The 14,253-nt window shown below is 61.8% G+C and carries 16 protein-coding genes; 7 read left to right on the forward strand and 9 right to left on the reverse strand.

The genetic code is table 11. The features are described from left to right. Positions 1-34: 34 nt before the first annotated feature. The 7 genes from M5C01_RS11165 to M5C01_RS11195 form a co-directional block, all read right to left on the reverse strand. The gene (locus M5C01_RS11165) at positions 35-460 is read right to left on the reverse strand and encodes a hypothetical protein (RefSeq protein ID WP_103496352.1); all 426 of its coding nucleotides are present in this window, start codon (positions 458-460) and stop codon (positions 35-37) included. Between the two features lie 104 nt (positions 461-564). Continuing rightward, positions 565-1,842 carry a GGDEF domain-containing protein gene (locus tag M5C01_RS11170; protein ID WP_152737974.1) on the reverse strand — a complete coding sequence of 426 codons (1,278 nt, stop codon included), beginning with the start codon at positions 1,840-1,842 and terminating at the stop codon, positions 565-567. 81 nt (positions 1,843-1,923) lie between these two features. Beyond that, entirely contained in the window at positions 1,924-2,562 is a 639-nt protein-coding gene (locus M5C01_RS11175) for a LysE family translocator (RefSeq protein ID WP_152737971.1), read from the reverse strand. A 40-nt stretch (positions 2,563-2,602) separates the two neighbouring features. Further along, the gene (locus tag M5C01_RS11180; protein WP_103496350.1) at positions 2,603-3,760 is read right to left on the reverse strand and encodes a phosphatidylserine/phosphatidylglycerophosphate/cardiolipin synthase family protein; all 1,158 of its coding nucleotides are present in this window, start codon (positions 3,758-3,760) and stop codon (positions 2,603-2,605) included. A gap of 1 nt (position 3,761) precedes the next feature. Next, the gene (locus M5C01_RS11185) at positions 3,762-4,340 is read right to left on the reverse strand and encodes a YceI family protein (RefSeq protein ID WP_152737968.1); all 579 of its coding nucleotides are present in this window, start codon (positions 4,338-4,340) and stop codon (positions 3,762-3,764) included. A gap of 64 nt (positions 4,341-4,404) precedes the next feature. After that, positions 4,405-4,734, reverse strand: a complete 330-nt coding sequence (locus tag M5C01_RS11190) for an amidase (protein WP_152737966.1) — start codon at positions 4,732-4,734, stop codon at positions 4,405-4,407. Then, positions 4,731-5,831, reverse strand: a complete 1,101-nt coding sequence (locus M5C01_RS11195; protein WP_103496347.1) for a serine hydrolase — start codon at positions 5,829-5,831, stop codon at positions 4,731-4,733. The genes M5C01_RS11190 and M5C01_RS11195 overlap by 4 nt, the downstream gene beginning before the upstream one ends. Positions 5,832-6,161: 330 nt before the next feature. Between M5C01_RS11195 and olsB the strand changes: the two genes are divergently transcribed. Both olsB and M5C01_RS11205 read left to right on the forward strand, forming a co-directional pair. Next, entirely contained in the window at positions 6,162-6,917 is a 756-nt protein-coding gene (gene olsB / locus M5C01_RS11200; protein ID WP_103496346.1) for an L-ornithine N(alpha)-acyltransferase, read from the forward strand. Continuing rightward, positions 6,917-7,729, forward strand: a complete 813-nt coding sequence (locus M5C01_RS11205; protein ID WP_103496345.1) for a lysophospholipid acyltransferase family protein — start codon at positions 6,917-6,919, stop codon at positions 7,727-7,729. The genes olsB and M5C01_RS11205 overlap by 1 nt, the downstream gene beginning before the upstream one ends. Before the next feature lie 16 nt (positions 7,730-7,745). Here M5C01_RS11205 and M5C01_RS11210 read toward each other — a convergent pair whose 3' ends face one another. Further along, the gene (locus M5C01_RS11210) at positions 7,746-8,339 is read right to left on the reverse strand and encodes an ACP phosphodiesterase (protein WP_103496344.1); all 594 of its coding nucleotides are present in this window, start codon (positions 8,337-8,339) and stop codon (positions 7,746-7,748) included. Positions 8,340-8,495: 156 nt separating this feature from the next. Between M5C01_RS11210 and M5C01_RS11215 the strand changes: the two genes are divergently transcribed. The 4 genes from M5C01_RS11215 (at position 8,496) to M5C01_RS11230 (ending at position 11,860) form a co-directional block, all read left to right on the forward strand. Further along, positions 8,496-8,798 (forward strand): helix-turn-helix transcriptional regulator, encoded by a 303-nt coding sequence (locus M5C01_RS11215; protein ID WP_100938725.1) that lies wholly within the window; start codon positions 8,496-8,498, stop codon positions 8,796-8,798. A gap of 16 nt (positions 8,799-8,814) precedes the next feature. After that, on the forward strand, positions 8,815-9,981 hold the full coding sequence (locus M5C01_RS11220; protein WP_152737963.1) for an MFS transporter: 1,167 nt from the start codon (positions 8,815-8,817) through the stop codon (positions 9,979-9,981). A gap of 34 nt (positions 9,982-10,015) precedes the next feature. After that, positions 10,016-11,065, forward strand: coding sequence for an alkene reductase (locus M5C01_RS11225; RefSeq protein ID WP_152737960.1), 1,050 nt, complete (start codon positions 10,016-10,018; stop codon positions 11,063-11,065). Between the two features lie 276 nt (positions 11,066-11,341). Continuing rightward, entirely contained in the window at positions 11,342-11,860 is a 519-nt protein-coding gene (locus M5C01_RS11230) for a hypothetical protein (protein ID WP_103496341.1), read from the forward strand. Between the two features lie 344 nt (positions 11,861-12,204). On the opposite strand, the gene M5C01_RS11235 is transcribed toward M5C01_RS11230, so the two are convergent. Further along, a complete protein-coding gene (locus M5C01_RS11235; RefSeq protein WP_103496340.1) occupies positions 12,205-12,837 on the reverse strand; it encodes a TetR family transcriptional regulator in 633 nt (210 codons plus the stop codon). Positions 12,838-13,091: 254 nt separating this feature from the next. On the opposite strand from M5C01_RS11235, the gene M5C01_RS11240 reads away from it, so the two are divergent. Continuing rightward, entirely contained in the window at positions 13,092-14,252 is a 1,161-nt protein-coding gene (locus M5C01_RS11240; RefSeq protein ID WP_152737957.1) for an efflux RND transporter periplasmic adaptor subunit, read from the forward strand. Position 14,253: the final 1 nt, after the last annotated feature.

Below are 14,253 nucleotides of genomic sequence, written 5' to 3' on the forward strand. Positions count from 1 at the left end.
AGCCCCGATCACGCCTTGCCACCTGAATCAGCCGTTACTTCCCGTCAGCCTGCTTCTTCAAGGCCGAGATCAACGAATTGTTCAGAGTGGCCAACGACCCGAACAGGGCCGACAACTCAGTATTCAGGGCGTTGACCTGCGCTGCCTTCTGATCCGGACTCATGCTCTTGTTCGCCTGAAGTCGCTGCAGTTCGGCCTGTTTCTGGGCGATCATCTTCTGAATCTGCTCGATCTGCTTGCGCAGTTGCTTGATCCCCGGTGGTTCCGAGGCCGCCGCCTGGGCCTGGGCGGCTTTGGACGCATCGACCCCGGCACCGGACAAATTGACCTTGACCCCTGTCGAGCTTTCAGCTTCGGTCTTGCCGTCTTTACCGGCATTGGCGGAATTCGCAGTACCGAGCGCAGACGATGCGGGAACGACAGTGGGGGTATTGATGGTAACGCTACTGATGGAAACCATGGCAGAAGCTCATTCAGGTTTAGGTCTCCTTGACATCGACCTGAAACCACCGAACTTTAGCGATTTTGTACAAACACAGATACAAATCACTACAATCGCCTTTATCAGTGCGCCACCGCCCCCCGCTTGACCCCATACATCGCCTCATCCGCGTGCTTGAACAGTTGCTGTGCCTCTTCGCCATTTTCCGGATACAGCGCAATCCCGATACTCGCCACGATGATCAGGCCGCAATCCTCCCATAACACGGGCTCGCGCAGCAGGCTGCGGACCTTGTCGGCCACCCGGTTCGCGTGCTCCGGCAGTTGCAGATGCTCCAGCAGAATAACGAATTCGTCACCACCGATACGCGCCACGGTATCGGTATCCCGGACACATCGTTGCAGGCGCCGGGCCACTTCCTGCAGGAGCAGATCGCCCACCGCATGTCCAAAGCTGTCGTTGACCTGTTTGAATTTGTCCAGATCGACATAAAGCAACGCCAGTAGCGCCCCCTCGCTCCGCGCCCGGACCAATGCGCTCTTCAGGCGCTCGTGGAGGAAAGCCCGGTTGGGCAGATGAGTCAGTTGATCGTAGCGCGCCATGTACTCCAGGCGTGCATGCAATTGCTTGCGCTCGATAGCCGCCGCGACCTGGGCCGAGACGAATTGCAGCAGCTCCAGGTCGTGTTCGGTGTAGCGCTCGCCACCGCTGCTTTTTACCAACAACGCACCAATGGTGCCGTTCTGTGAATTCAACGGCACGCCCAGGCAAGAGGGTGCGCCTTCAATGTTCAGCAACAGGGGCTGGCCGCTGCGCACGATCTCGGCACAGTTACGGTCGACCGTGTGCGGTTGGCGGCGGTCGTCAATATGGTAGGGAAAACTCAGCTGATCGCGCTGCTGATCGTAAAGCGCCACGCAAAAGTTCTCCGCCGGCAGCCATTCGCCGATGATCTGGTGCACCCGCTGGAACAGCGCCAGCAGATCCTCGGTGGCGTGGGCGGCCTCGGAAATCGCGTAGAGCGCCGCCTGCCGAGACTCCGCCAGCTTGCGCTCGGTGATATCCCGGGCCACGGCGATACGCAACTGGTCGACCTCGGACCAGCGCGCCGACCACATGATATGCACCACCTGGCCATCTTTGCGCACATAGCGGTTTTCAAAATACGGTTTGGGCTGACCGCCCATGATTTCGCTGGCGGCCATCAACGTGCGCTCGCGGTCTGCCGGCAGCACCAGGTTGATCATCGGCATACCGATCAGTTCGCCCTGGGTGTAGCCGAAGATCCGCTCGCAGGCGGCGCTGACAAAAACGAATCGCCCTTCGATATCCACCGCGCACACGGCGTCCATCAACAGGTCGATAAAGCTGGCCAGCGGTGTGACAGTCTTGGATTCCATCAGAAAGAGATCGCCCAAAAAAGTAAGCGTCAGCATCTATCCATGGAAACACCGGCTTCCTGCCCTCCCCTTGCAGCAGATTCAAGCCTTGTTCGGCATCAATCCCGGCAACGCATGGACCAGCGCATTGATGGCGAAGCCGATAAACATCACGCCACATAAGCGGGTGATTATCAACTCGTGCCGCTGGTAAAACGCCCTGACCCGCCGGGCGCCGACAACACCAATGAGGATAGCGTATGCCGCGACACCGCCAAGGAAACTGAGAAAAATCAGCCAAGGCAACATCGACCACTGCAACAGTTCGGCACGACTGGAAAGCAAGGCAGTAAAAGTTGCGACCGCCACCGGGTAAGCCTTGGGGTTGGTCAGGCCGAACAGGATGCCGTGTACGAAGGGTTGCCGCGCCGCGCCCTGGGGCGTCTCGGCACTGGAGCGCCGGGTGCGGATCGCCCGCAGGCCCAGCCAGAACAGGTAGAGACCGCTGAGTACACCAAGGATATCGAACGCACTGCTGCCGATTTCCCGGGCGCCGACGATGGCCACCAGCGCCGTGCTGCACCAGATCACATCGCCCAACAAGTGCCCACAGAGAAACCCCGCCCCCGCCACCCGTCCGCGGGCCGCACCGATGCCGAAGACCGCCAGCACACCGGGCCCCGGGGTAATGCCGTAGATAAAGCCGGAGGCGAGCACAGCCATGAGCAACGAAGCAGTCATCGGCAATTCCTGGGCGCAAGGCGTATTGGACTGGAGTCTATCAACCCCGCCGATTCAGCGCATTGACTACCAACCGATCAACCCAACCCCATAGCCGCTGCTTGACCCGCCGCCATAGCGGCCGTGCCTTCCAGTCCTGCAGGCTGACCGGCTCGCTGAGGGCGAAATCGTAGAGGAAACTGGCCTCCACCGCCCGGGTCAACGACGGATCGAGGGCTTCGAGATTGGCCTCCAGGTTGAAGCGCAGGTTCCAGTGATCGAAATTGCACGAGCCAATGCTGACCCAGTCATCGATCAGCACCATTTTCAGATGCAGGAAGCACGGCTGGTACTCGAAAATCTGCACCCCGGCCCTGAGCAGGCGCGGATAATAACGATGGCCGGCATAGCGCACCGAGGGATGATCGGTACGCGGCCCGGTCAGCAGCAGCCGCACATCGATGCCTCGATTGGCGGCCCGGCGCAGGGAGCGGCGGACTTTCCAGGTCGGCAGGAAATACGGGGTCGCCAACCAGACCCGCTCCTGGCCGCTGTTCAGCGCCCGCACCAGAGAGCGCAGGATGTCCCGGTGCTGCCGGGCATCGGCGTAGGCTACCCGGCCCAGGCCCTGCCCGGCCGGTGGAACTCGCGGCAGGCGTGGCAGACCGAAAGGCGTTACGGGTTTCCAGGCCGCACGCTGGGCGTTGGCCAGCCACTGGCGGTCGAACAGCAGTTGCCAGTCAAGTACCAGGGGACCGCTGATCCGCACCATGACTTCGTGCCATTCGAAGCGCTCTTCGCCCGGGGTCCAGAATTCATCGGTAACACCGGTACCGCCGACCACCGCCAGGGACTGATCCACCAACAAGAGCTTGCGATGATCGCGGTAGAGATTACGCACCCAACGGCGCCAGCTCAGACGATTGTAGAAACGCAGCTCGACCCCGGCCTCGGTCAAGCGTCGACGCAGGCCAAGGGTAAACGCAAGGCTGCCGTAATCATCGAACAGGCAACGCACCCGCACGCCCCGTTCGGCCGCTTCGGCCAGCACCCGGACCATGGCCTCGGCACAGGCACCGGCCTCCACCAGATAGAGCTCCAGCTCCACCTGCCGCTCGGCCCGGGCAATCGCCTCAAACATCCGAGGGAAAAAATTCGGGCCGTCGATCAACAGTTCGAAAGCGTTGTCGGCCCGCCAAGGGAAAATCGCCCCGGCCATGTCAGCGCGCCGCGAAAATCAGTACCGCACCCACCGGTACCGACAAACTGATGGCCGACAGACCGGCGGCCTTGCGTAATGTCGCCAGCCCTGGCAGCAGGTCGAAGTCTTCGGCATGCAGCACCAACGGCTCCAGGGTCACCACCTGGAAACGCCGGTCATCGAGTCGGGTCGCCAGCAGTTCGGCGTTGTAGCTGTGCTCCTTGCCGCGCAGCTTCACCACCAGCGGCAGGCGCAGCTCCAGTTGTGCGCCAGACGCCAGGTCGCTGATCGGCTGGACATTGATCTGCGCGACGATCTGCGCCTCGGGCCAGGTCTTGATCTCGAACAGGTCGCGACGCAAGCGCTCGTCGCGCAGGGGAATGCCAGTGCTGACCGACTCCAGTTCCACTTCCAGGGTCGCCAGGCCCCGACCGTCGATCTTGCCGTGCAAGGTCAGGAAACGATGGACTTCGGAAATATCGGCGTTGTGGGTGCTGATGAACGACAGGCGTGAGGACTCATTGTCCAGGTACCAGTTGGCCTGTGCCGGCAGGGCGAGCACCCCGAGCAGGGCCAGAAATAGGCGGGACCGGTGCATGCAAGCTCCTGATTGAACGTAGGCACCACCTTACCCGCCACGGATAGAGGTGGCAAACCACGGATCAGGGCTCCAGCCGGCAGCCCTCGCGCGGGCCAACCCAGACAGCACTGCTGCTGCGCCCCAGCCCCCGGGCGGTGACCCGGTGTTGCTGGGGATCATCATGGAAATCACTGACCGGAACCGACTGTTTGACGTACCCCAGGCAATAGTCCGCCGAATTGTTCATCACATAACGGCAGGAACAGTATTCCTTGGCGGTATAGGCGCTGATGATCCCCGGAAAAGCGTGCAAGGCCTGCCGCTCATGCCAGGTCCAGGTGCCCAGGGCCACCAGCAACACCAACAACAGACTGACCAGCGGACGCCGGCGCACAAATCCCTTGGTACTCATGGCGCCACCGTCGGCGCGAACGCCGCCAGTGCTCGTTTGAGCAGTTCGTTGTGCCGGTAGCTGCCGTCGCGGTCATCGCCGTAGCGCACGATAACCAGGTCCGCGCTGGGGATCACGTACAACACCTGGCCCCAGTGCCCGAGGGCGGCGAAGGTGTCCGGCGGCGCATCCGGCCAGGGCTTGGCGGCGCCCTTGATCGAACGATTGAGCCACCACTGGCCGCCGCCCACGGCTTCGTCCTGCCCTGGTTTGTAGCCGGCGAAGGGCCGCAGGTTGAAATTCACCCAGGCCCTGGGCAGCAGTTGCCGTTCCCCCCAGCGTCCCTCGCGCTCCATCAACAGGCCGATCCGCGCCAGATCCCTCGCCGTCATATAGACATAGGACGAGGCCACGAAAGTGCCGCTGGCATCGCGTTCCCAGACCGCGCTGCGAATACCCAGCGGGTCAAACAGAGCTGTCCAGGGATAGTTCGGGTAACGCTTGGCACCGACAATCCGGCGCAAGGCGGCGGACAGTACGTTGCTGTCGCCACTGGAATAACGGAAGGCCTGCCCCGGCCGGGCGAACTCACCATGGCCGGCGGTGTAGCCAGCCATATCGGTGTGCCCAAGGGTGTAGAGCATCGCCACCACCGATGACTTCAGCGGCGCGTATTCGTAGTCCTCCTGCCAGTCGATACCGGAGGACCAGTTCATCAGGTGTTCCAGGGTCACATTGGGATGGGCGCGCATGGGTCGATAGAAGCGCGCCGCCGAATCATGCAGCTGGAACAGGCCTTGGCCATAGGCCACGCCAAGCACGGCGGCCATCACGCTTTTGCTGACGGACCAGGTGAGGTGCGGGGTGTTGACGCTGGTGGGACCGGCATAACGCTCATAGACGATCTGGCCATGGCGAATCACCAACAGCGCATCGCTACGAATGCCTTTTCGCGTGTCATCGTCACGGGCGGGAAACGCGTAGGACTCCAGGGCCGCAACCGCCGGCCCGGACACCTGCGGCCCCAGGGACCAGTCTTCAGCCGGCCAGACCTCGGCACGCGCGGTGACGCAGAACGCCAACAACAAGGCAGGAAAAAAGGTCGAACCCTTGGACATGGAGCCCGCTCGCAGAAATAGCCTCGCGCCAGCTTAAGCGCGTTTGATGACAATCCGGGGCACGGATTCTCCGAGGCCGAATATAAAACCTGTGGGAGCAGGGCTTGCCAGCGAAGCCTTTTGCGTTCTCAAGGCCCCCTTCGCGGGCAAGCCCTGCTCCTACGGGTTTTGGGGAGTATTCAAGGTCTCGGCGCCTTGAGTGGCCCATCCCGGGACCCTGTCATATAAGCATCACCAAAGCTTCATGGCGATGACACCGGGGCTAAATAGCCTGACTTTGCACAACAAAGTCGACTGGCCGCACCCCTGGCCGGCAACCGGAGACTCGTAATGACCCAGATCGCCCGCATCAGCGACACCGGCAGTGAACGCCGCCTGCAAGCCGAACGCCTGTTGGGCGCCGCGGCATTGCAAGAAGCCCAGGCCTTGCGCTTCAACGTCTTCAGCGGCGAATTCAATGCCAAGCTCAAGGGCGCTGAACTGGGCCTGGACATGGATGATTATGATGTGCACTGCGCCCATATCGGCGTGCGCGACCTGAACAGCGGTCGCCTGGTGGCCACCACCCGCCTGCTCGACCACAAGGCCGCCAACACCCTGGGCCGTTACTACAGTGAAGAAGAATTCAGCCTCCACGGCCTGGGCCATCTGCAAGGGCCGATCCTGGAAATCGGCCGTACCTGCGTCGATCCGGCCTACCGCAATGGCGGTACCATCGCCGTGCTCTGGAGCGAACTGGCCGAAATCCTCAACGAAGGCGGCTACAGCTACCTGATGGGGTGCGCCAGCATCTCGATGCAGGACGGCGGAATCCAGGCCCAGGCGATCATGCAGCGCCTGCGCGAACGCTACCTGTGCAACGAGCACCTGCGCGCCGAACCGAAAAAGCCGCTGCCGTCACTGGATATTCCCGGCAACGTCATCGCCGAAATGCCTCCTTTGCTCAAGGCCTACATGCGCCTGGGCGCGAAGATCTGCGGCGAGCCGTGCTGGGACGAAGACTTCCAGGTAGCCGACGTATTTATCCTGCTCAAGCGCGACGACTTGTGCCCACGCTATGCCCGGCACTTCAAGGCGGCAGTCTGATGAGCCGCCTACGGGTATACGGCCGCATCGCACGGGTGCTGGTGGTGGTGGGGCTCGGCCTGAGCATGGCCAGCGTATTCGGGGTTTTCGAACGCCTGGGGGTCGCCAACTCCATGGTCCGGCGGCAACGCTGGTCACGCTTTTTCATGGCGCGCCTGAGCAATGCCCTGCCCTTTCGCGTAACCGTGCGCGGCGAACTGCCGAGCCGGCCGATGCTGTGGGTCAGCAACCACGTGTCCTGGACCGATATCGCCCTGCTCGGCGGCTTGGCCCCGATGTCCTTCCTGTCCAAGGCCGAAGTACGGACCTGGCCAGTGGCCGGGTGGTTGGCGGCGAAAGCCGGCAGCCTGTTCATCCGCCGTGGCTCGGGCGACAGCCAACTGATCCGCAAGCAGATGACCCGTCACCTGGAGCAGCAACACCCCTTGCTGATGTTTCCGGAGGGCACCACCACCGACGGTCGTTCGCTGCGCACCTTCCATGGTCGCCTGCTGTCGGCGGCGATTGATGCGGACGTGGCCTTGCAACCGGTGGCCATTCGTTATCTGCGCGACGGCAAGCCGGACCTGCTGGCCCCGTTCATTGGCGACGACGATCTGCTCTCGCACCTGATGCGCCTGTTTTCCAACGACCAGGGCGATGTGGAGATCCAGATTCTCGAACCGATCGCCTGCAACGGCCAGGAACGCGCGGCGCTGGCCTTCCAGGCGCAACAGGCGGTTCAGATGGCGTTGTTCGGTGAGGTGGCTGAAGTGAAACGTTCGGCACCGCGTCAGGCCGAAACCGAAACGGCTCGATCGGAAGCGGCATAAAACCCGGCGAGCCAGGCTACAGGGGATCGCGCTCACTCAACGAGTGAGCGCGGGAAAACGCCAGCAGCTCGGGATAGAACAGCCGGAAGTCCTCGCTCAACGGCTCATACAACCCCTCCAATTCGCCCATCGCATGCAGCAGCGCCTCCGGCCGCGACAAACGCCGCGAAATCCCTCGCAACACCTGTCCCAGCACCTCGAAATCGCGGTAGGAACCCAGCCAGTCGTTCGCCACCATATAAGGCACGATCTCGGCCAGACGCCCCGGCAGATTCCGCTCACTTTCCAGCACGCGATAGACCTGGGCGGTAAAGCTGTCCAATTCGCCTTCGGCATAGAGCGCCCAATCCCGCGCCAGGCAGTGATCGAAGAACACATCCAGGGCGATCCCGGCATAGCGCCGCCGTGTCAGGGAAAACCGCGACAAGGACTGACCCACCAAAGGGTGCCGATCGGTAAACACATCGATATGGCGATGCAGCTGAATCGCCGCTTCGATCGAGGGGGTGAACTGCCCTTGCACGCGACCCTTGACGAAATCGCCATAGAGGCTGCCGAGCAGTTGTTCCGGGCGCTGGCCGCCCAGATGCAGGTGTGCGAGATAATTCATGGTCGACAGCTTAGCACCTCGTCAGCCTATATCGTTATAACCCGATATAGCGAACCACACTGAGTTCAGATCAAAATCATATTGGTGTATCGCGAAATACCGATATATATTTCGCCCCATCGCGATATAACGTTTTACCCACCCCGAGCAACGACCATGCCCCTTGACCTCGACGAAATAATAAAAGCGCTGGCACACCCAGTACGCCGAGACATTCTCAGCTGGCTGAAAGACCCGAAAAACCAGTTCCCTGAACAGCACCACAACCATGAGTACGGCATCTGCGCCGGACAGATCGACCAGCGCTGCGGCCTGTCGCAGTCCACCGTGTCCGCGCACCTGGCGACCCTGCAACGCGCCGGGTTGATCAGCAGCCAGAAAGCCGGTCAATGGCACTTCTTCAAACGCAATGAGGAAACCATCCAGGAATTCCTCCGCATCATGAGCCAAGAGCTCTAAACAAGGACCGCACAAGATGCCCCTCTCGTTACTCATCCTGGCCCTCAGCGCTTTCGCCATCGGCACCACGGAGTTCGTCATCATGGGCCTGCTGCCCAATGTGGCGGCGGACCTGGGCGTGTCGATTCCCGGCGCCGGCTGGCTGGTGACCGGCTATGCCCTGGGCGTGGCGATCGGCGCACCGTTCATGGCCATGGCCACCGCACGGCTGCCGCGCAAGACGGCCCTGGTCGCGCTGATGGGGATCTTTATCGTCGGCAACCTGCTCTGTGCCATCGCCAGTGACTACAACGTGCTGATGTTCGCCCGGATCATCACCGCCCTGTGCCACGGTGCCTTCTTCGGTATCGGTTCGGTGGTGGCGGCCAACCTGGTGACCCCGGACAAGCGTGCCTCGGCGGTAGCCCTGATGTTCACCGGCCTGACCCTGGCCAACGTGCTCGGTGTACCGCTGGGCACCGCACTGGGCCAAGAAGCCGGCTGGCGCTCGACCTTCTGGGCGGTGACCGTGATCGGCGTGATCGCGCTGATCGGCCTGATCCGCTACCTGCCGGCCAAGCACGACGAGGAAAAACTCGACATGCGCGCCGAACTGGCGGCACTCAAGGGCGCCGGGCTCTGGCTCTCTCTGAGCATGACCGCACTGTTCTCCGCCGCCGTGTTCGCCCTGTTCACCTATATCGCGCCGCTGCTCGGCGAAGTCACCGGCGTCTCGCCACGGGGCGTGACCTGGACCCTGGTGCTGATGGGCCTGGGCCTGACCCTCGGCAACATCATCGGCGGCAAGCTGGCGGACAAGAACCTCGCCGCGACGCTGATCGGCGTGTTCATCGCCATGGCCGTACTGGCCACCGCGCTGACCTGGAGCAGCCTGGTGCTGATCCCCGCCGAGATCACCCTGTTCCTCTGGGCCACGGCCTGCTTCGCCGCCGTGCCGGCCCTGCAGATCAACGTGGTGACCTACGGCCAGGCCGCCCCCAACCTGGTCTCGACCCTGAACATCGGCGCCTTCAACGTCGGCAATGCCCTCGGGGCCTGGATCGGCGGCAGCGTCATCGCCAACGGCTTCGGCCTCACCAGCGTGCCCCTGGCCGCCGCGGCATTGGCGGTCCTGGCCCTGCTGGTGACCCTGATTACCTTTCGCCAGAGCGACAACGACGAACTGGCGCCTGCTATCCACTGAATTCCGCGACTAACTGATAACGAGGGTTGTACACATGGCAACTATTTTCGATCCGATCAAACTGGGCGACCTCGAACTGCCCAACCGCATCATCATGGCCCCGCTGACCCGCTGCCGCGCCGATGAAGGTCGCGTACCCAACGCCCTGATGGCCGAGTACTACGTACAGCGCGCCTCCGCCGGCCTGATCCTCAGCGAAGCCACCTCCGTGACCCCAATGGGCGTCGGCTACCCGGACACCCCGGGTATCTGGTCCAACGACCAGGTGCGTGGCTGGGCCAACGTGACCAAGGCTATCCACGCTGCCGGCGGGCGGATTTTCCTGCAACTGTGGCACGTGGGCCGGGTTTCCCATCCCTCGTACCTGAACGGCGAACTGCCGGTCGCACCGAGCGCCATCCAGCCCAAGGGCCATGTCAGCCTGGTGCGCCCACTGTCGGACTACCCGACCCCACGCGCCCTGGAAACCGCTGAAATCGCCGACATCGTCGACGCTTACCGGGTCGGTGCGGAAAACGCCAAGGCCGCCGGTTTCGACGGTGTGGAAATCCACGGCGCCAACGGCTACCTGCTCGACCAGTTCCTGCAAAGCAGCACCAACCGGCGCACCGACAACTACGGCGGTTCCGTGGAAAACCGTGCGCGCCTGATGCTCGAAGTGACTGACGCCGTGATCGAAGTCTGGGGCGCAGGTCGTGTCGGCATGCACCTGGCGCCACGCGCCGATTCCCATGACATGGGTGATGAGAACCTTTCGCAGACCTTCACCTACGTCGCTCGTGAACTGGGCAAGCGCGGTATCGCGTTTATCTGCTCCCGCGAGAAAGAAGCCGGCGACAGCCTTGGCCCACAACTTAAGGCGGCGTTCGGCGGCCCTTACATCGCCAACGAACGTTTCACCAAGGACAGCGCCAACGCCTGGCTGGCCAGCGGCAAGGCCGATGCGGTGGCCTTCGGCGTGCCGTTCATTGCCAACCCGGACCTGCCAGCCCGTCTGAAGGCCGATGCGCCATTGAACCCGGCGCACCCGGAAACCTTCTACGGCAAAGGCCCGGTCGGCTATATCGACTACCCGACGCTGTAAGCACGCGCCCACAAAGCTCGCCAGCAGCAAGCCCCGGCCCGAAAGTGCCGGGGCTTTTTTGTGGGCGGCGGGTAGGACAGTCGCCTGCAACTCGCCATATTCATTGAAGCAACTCACCCCAATACAGGAATAAGCCTACATACGACGCTGCCCTTTACTCCGGGTATTTTCGGTAGCAAACCCCATACTTACCCAGCAGCCCGCCGGAATCGGCCAGGCGCGCAGTGTCATGGGATGACGCTGTCTCAAAAGACCTCATTAAAAGGAATTAATAAGATGACACCCCTCTTGCAGTCCATCAGCCTCGCCCTGTTCTGTGCCGTACTCTCGGGCCTGATTTCATTGGCCGCCTTCGCCACCGGCGCGGCTGACGGCGACACGTTCGGACCTGGCGCCGCAGAACCAGACCCGTCAACACCGGGCTTTTCCAAAATAGTCACGTCCATCGAGATCAGCAACGACTCCCCCGAGCCCCTCGAACTCCTGGGCACCGGCCTCGACCTGCACGGCGCGGCGCCGTCAAGTTTCAACATCGCCAGTGGCGAGCGCCGTGAACTGGTACTGGACGGGCCGCGGGCCTGGTTTATCTATGGCGCCGGGCCACGCAAGTGCCGATTCGTTGCCCAACATACCCTGGAAGAACGCTTCGCCCACACCCAGCGCCCCAACTACCTGCCCATCTGGATCAGGAAAGCCGAGTCCATCGGTGAGCGCCAGGCTTCCTGCAAGGCGCGCCTGAGCAAAACCCTCAAGGCGCCCCCCTACAGCTACAACGTCAAGTTCAGCATGAGTTGAGTTGTATCGAGTATTGAACAATCGCGGTGGTCAACACCGGGTCAAGACAGAGCCTGCGGGGAAAAACACCGGGCCTTGTCGCCGCCGGCCCCCTCCCCCAGGCCACCGCCAGCCCGCAGAGAGCCAGCATCACCATGCCGTTGAGCGCCCGCTCAGCAATTTGTGCAACAAATCGGCACATTCATTCACAGAGTCGCAACACTTTCGCTACAAAATACGTAGCTTACTAACTACCAAGATAAAGCTGTCGGGTAGATAATGGTCAGCTGATATCTGTCGATATGACGCATCAACTTTGCTCGCGTCCGACTCTGATACAACTAGAATCAATTACGCATTTTGACTTAATTGCGCAGGCCCGGGCTCAAGCGCAGCATGTCCAGCCCAGTGTCGACCAGACGCTCCGCTTCCGTCTGCAGTTCAAAGCTGTCGGAGACCAACAGCCATTGAGCAATGATCCCATGGATGTAAGCGTGTATGGCAATGGCCGCACGGGCCGGGTCGAGTTGCTCGGGCAATTGTCCGCGGGCAATGGCGTTACGCAAGGTCAGGCCGATCTTCAGATTGCAGTCCACACTGGCGGCCTGGCGCTGACGGCGCAGGTCACACATTTCATCGGTGAACTCGCACTTATGAAACAGAATTTCGTTGATTCGCCGGGTCTGGGGGTCCAGCGCAACCTGACGAAGCACATGGATCAACAACGTGCGCATGCAGCCCAGCGGATCGACTTCCTCTTCACTCTCGCTCGCCCGGGCCAACGCATCCAGCGGCTCGTGGAGGCTGTCGAGCATCGCCTGCACCAACTCGGCCTTGTTGCTGAAATGCCAATAGATCGCACCCCGGGTCACGCCCGCCAGGGTCGCGATGTCGGCCAGGGTCGTGCGCGCCACACCACGCTCATAGAAGGCCTTTTCGGCAGCTTCGAGTATCTGTCTCCGGGTCTCCTGAGCTTCCTCTTTGGTGCGACGGACCATGGCAGTAAAACCTCAATCAGGGTGCCACGGAGCAACGCCGGGCGTAATCGGAACTTAATGGCGGGAGGCGATTCTTGTGCCTTTTCCCGGGCTAAATTACATGCTTTGTAACTATTTCTGCGCAAAGCGCAAGTATTTACAAACAACCATGAATGTAAGTATATTCATTAGCAACCTATTTATCCACCCGGATCACCTTTCTTACCCTTCCACTTTTCTTGTGCGCATCGTGCGCGCCTGACCCGAGGATCTTCATGCAACTCAAGCCAGCTGTTACCGCTCTGGTCACTGCCGTCGCCCTGGCATCGCTGCTCAGCGGATGTAAAGAGGAAAAGGCGGCTGCGCCAGCTCCCGCCGCGCCTCAGGTCGGCGTCGTCACCCTGCAAGCCCAACCGTTTACCCTGACTTCCGACCTGCCCGGCCGGACCACGGCGTACCGCATCGCGGAAGTTCGCCCACAGGTCAATGGCATCATTCTCAAGCGTCTGTTCAAGGAAGGCGGCGATGTCAAAGCCGGCCAGCAGCTGTACCAGATCGACCCATCGGTCTATGAAGCGACCTTGAAAAGCGCCGAAGCGAACCTGCAATCGACCAAGTCGATTTCCGATCGCTACAAGCAACTGGTGAATGAGCAGGCCGTCAGCCGTCAGGAGTACGACACCGCCGTCGCCAACCGCCTGCAATCGGAAGCGGCCCTGCAAAGCGCCCAGATCAACGTGCGTTACACCAAGGTCTACGCGCCGCTGTCCGGCCGTATCGGTCGTTCCTCGGTGACCGAAGGCGCGCTGGTCAGCAGTGGCCAGACCAACGCCATGGCAACGATCTCGCAGCTCGACCCGATCTACGTCGACGTGACGCAGTCCACCGCCGAACTGCTGCAACTGCGTCGCGAGCTGGAAAGCGGTCGCCTGCAGAAAGCCGGCGACAATGCCGCCTCGGTCAAGCTGACCCTGGAAGACGGCAGCCAGTACAAGCAGGACGGCAAGCTGGAGTTCTCGGAAGTCACCGTGGATGAAACCACCGGCTCCGTGACCCTGCGGGCGGTGTTCCCGAACCCGGATCACACCCTGCTGCCCGGCATGTTCGTGCATGCCCAATTGCAGGCCGGTGTGAACAGCGCCGCGATTCTCGCCCCGCAACAAGGCGTGACCCGCGACCTGAAGGGCACCCCGACCGCCCTGGTCGTCGGCCCGGACAACAAGGTCGAACTGCGTCAGCTCAAGGCCAGCCGTACCGTCGGCAACCAATGGCTGATCGAAGACGGCCTGAAAGCCGGCGATCGGGTGATCACCGAAGGTCTCCAGTTCGTGCGTCCTGGCGTTGAAGTCAAGGCCTCCGAAGCCAGCAATGTGAAGGCAGCCAACCCGGCACCTGCCCCGGCCACAGTTAAAGCCGCAGGCAGCAAAGGGGAGTAAA

This window comes from Pseudomonas sp. MWU12-2319 (assembly GCF_023242525.1).
Classification (GTDB): Bacteria; Pseudomonadota; Gammaproteobacteria; order Pseudomonadales; family Pseudomonadaceae; genus Aquipseudomonas; species Aquipseudomonas gingeri_D.

Coding starts and splice junctions, on each gene's coding strand:
- M5C01_RS11175 (WP_152737971.1), bottom strand. CDS start 2,562: ATGACTGCTTCGTTGCTCATGGCTGTGCTCGCCTCCGGCTTTATCTAC.
- olsB (WP_103496346.1), top strand. CDS start 6,162: ATGACCCAGATCGCCCGCATCAGCGACACCGGCAGTGAACGCCGCCTG.
- M5C01_RS11225 (WP_152737960.1), top strand. CDS start 10,016: ATGGCAACTATTTTCGATCCGATCAAACTGGGCGACCTCGAACTGCCC.
- M5C01_RS11205 (WP_103496345.1), top strand. CDS start 6,917: ATGAGCCGCCTACGGGTATACGGCCGCATCGCACGGGTGCTGGTGGTG.
- M5C01_RS11185 (WP_152737968.1), bottom strand. CDS start 4,340: ATGCACCGGTCCCGCCTATTTCTGGCCCTGCTCGGGGTGCTCGCCCTG.
- M5C01_RS11220 (WP_152737963.1), top strand. CDS start 8,815: ATGCCCCTCTCGTTACTCATCCTGGCCCTCAGCGCTTTCGCCATCGGC.
- M5C01_RS11210 (WP_103496344.1), bottom strand. CDS start 8,339: ATGAATTATCTCGCACACCTGCATCTGGGCGGCCAGCGCCCGGAACAA.
- M5C01_RS11215 (WP_100938725.1), top strand. CDS start 8,496: ATGCCCCTTGACCTCGACGAAATAATAAAAGCGCTGGCACACCCAGTA.
- M5C01_RS11240 (WP_152737957.1), top strand. CDS start 13,092: ATGCAACTCAAGCCAGCTGTTACCGCTCTGGTCACTGCCGTCGCCCTG.
- M5C01_RS11235 (WP_103496340.1), bottom strand. CDS start 12,837: ATGGTCCGTCGCACCAAAGAGGAAGCTCAGGAGACCCGGAGACAGATA.
- M5C01_RS11180 (WP_103496350.1), bottom strand. CDS start 3,760: ATGGCCGGGGCGATTTTCCCTTGGCGGGCCGACAACGCTTTCGAACTG.
- M5C01_RS11195 (WP_103496347.1), bottom strand. CDS start 5,831: ATGTCCAAGGGTTCGACCTTTTTTCCTGCCTTGTTGTTGGCGTTCTGC.
- M5C01_RS11170 (WP_152737974.1), bottom strand. CDS start 1,842: ATGGAATCCAAGACTGTCACACCGCTGGCCAGCTTTATCGACCTGTTG.
- M5C01_RS11230 (WP_103496341.1), top strand. CDS start 11,342: ATGACACCCCTCTTGCAGTCCATCAGCCTCGCCCTGTTCTGTGCCGTA.
- M5C01_RS11165 (WP_103496352.1), bottom strand. CDS start 460: ATGGTTTCCATCAGTAGCGTTACCATCAATACCCCCACTGTCGTTCCC.
- M5C01_RS11190 (WP_152737966.1), bottom strand. CDS start 4,734: ATGAGTACCAAGGGATTTGTGCGCCGGCGTCCGCTGGTCAGTCTGTTG.